At 62.1% G+C, this 1772-nt stretch carries 1 protein-coding gene and 1 pseudogene; both read left to right on the top strand.

Annotated elements, in window-relative coordinates; translation table 11 throughout:
• Nucleotides 1–211, top strand: a pseudogene (locus E5W70_RS22095) (LysR family transcriptional regulator); the annotation flags it as partial.
• A gap of 194 nt (nucleotides 212–405) precedes the next feature.
• On the top strand, nucleotides 406–1710 hold the full coding sequence (pncB, locus tag E5W70_RS22090; RefSeq protein WP_292662367.1) for a nicotinate phosphoribosyltransferase: 1305 nt from the start codon (nucleotides 406–408) through the stop codon (nucleotides 1708–1710).
• Nucleotides 1711–1772 lie beyond the last annotated feature (62 nt).

Below are 1772 nucleotides of genomic sequence, written 5' to 3'. Positions count from 1 at the left end.
GTTCAGCCTTTCCGTGCCGGCGGTCGACGATTTCTACGTCGTCTGCCGCAACGAGATGCGGTCGGCACCGATCGTGCAATTGTTCATCGACTGGCTGTTTGCCGAGAAAGAGCAGGCCGACCGCCGCGCCGACGCGCCCGTGGCAGGCCGCATCGGCATTCGCCGCAAGCGTCCGGCGCTCAAGGTGGTCGGCGCCAAGACCGCATCCTGAGGCCGACACTGCCGTAGGCGCCGCTTGCCGCAGGGGCTTCTTTTTGTCGGGCCAGCCCGCAAAGCGGGAGGCGCGTTCAAAAATTCGATGCTAAGAGGCATTTGGAGCAATTCCAGGAAAAGTGCGCAGCGGTTTTCCGTCCGGAATTGCGCTAGACAAAAAGCTAGAGCGAGCAGCGAAGGCGGCATTGAGCGATGGCAAAGACCGATATAGCGCGGCGCGTCTACAACCACACCTGGAAGCTCGACCCGATCGTCCGCAGCTTGCTGGACACCGATTTCTACAAGCTTCTGATGCTGCAGATGATCTGGGGCATGTATCCCAAGGTCGACACCACCTTCTCGCTGATCAACCGGACCACCTCGGTCCGCCTTGCCGAGGAGATTGACGAGACGGAGCTGCGCGAGCAACTCGACCATGCCCGTACGCTGCGTTTCTCGAAGAAAGAGATGATCTGGCTCGGCGGCAACACCTTCTATGGCCGCAAGCAGATATTCGAACCGGAATTCCTCGCCTGGCTGGAAAATTTCCGGCTGCCGGAATACGAGCTTTCCAAGCGCGACGGCCAATACGAACTCGCCTTCAGCGGTCCGTGGATGTACACGACGCTGTGGGAGATCCCGGCGCTCGCCATTATCAACGAACTGCGCTCGCGCGCGGCCATGCGGGCGTTCGGGCCGTTCGCGCTCGACGTGCTCTATGCCCGCGCCAAGGCCAAGATGTGGGCCAAGACCGAGCGGCTGAAGGCGCTGCCCGGCATCCGCATCTCGGATTTCGGCACCCGCCGCCGTCATTCTTTCCTGTGGCAGCGCTGGTGCGTCGAAGCGTTGAAGGAGGGCATCGGCGAGGCCTTCACCGGCACCTCCAATGTGCTGCTCGCCATGGACAACGATCTCGAGGCGCTCGGCACCAATGCGCATGAACTGCCGATGGTGTTCGCCGCGCTCACCAATTCGGAAAAGGAATTGAAACAGTCGCCCTACAACGTGCTGCAGGACTGGCAGCGCTACTACGGCGGCAATTTGCTGATCGTGCTGCCGGACACCTTCGGCACCGCGGCGTTCCTGCGCGATGCGCCGGACTGGGTCGCCGACTGGACCGGGTTCCGCCCCGACAGCGCGCCGCCGATCGAGGGCGGCGAGAAGATCATTTCCTGGTGGCGCGAAAAGGGCAAGGACCCCAAGCAGAAGCTGCTCATCTTCTCGGATGGGCTGGAGGTCGAGACCATCGAGGAAACCTACCGCCACTTCCGCGGCAAGGTGCGCATGTCCTTCGGCTGGGGCACCAATCTGACTAACGATTTCGAGGGCTGCGCGCCGACCGAGACCAACCGGCTAGACGCCATCTCGCTGGTCTGCAAGGTCACCGAAGCCAACGGCAGGCCGGCGGTCAAGCTCTCCGACAATCCGGCCAAGTCGACAGGCGACGAGAAAGAGATCGAGCGCTATTTGCGCATCTTCGGCCAGAAGGACCGCGTGGAGCAGCTGGTGAAGGTGTGAGGGCCGACAAGAAGTATTTCTTGGAAAGCATGAGTTCCCGCCCACCCCCCTCTGTCCTGCCG

It is taken from the genome of Mesorhizobium sp., assembly GCF_005063415.1.
Lineage (GTDB): Bacteria > Pseudomonadota > Alphaproteobacteria > Rhizobiales > Rhizobiaceae > Mesorhizobium.
Note: the sequence above shows the minus strand (reverse complement) of the source record. Positions and strands in the feature narration are given on the sequence as shown.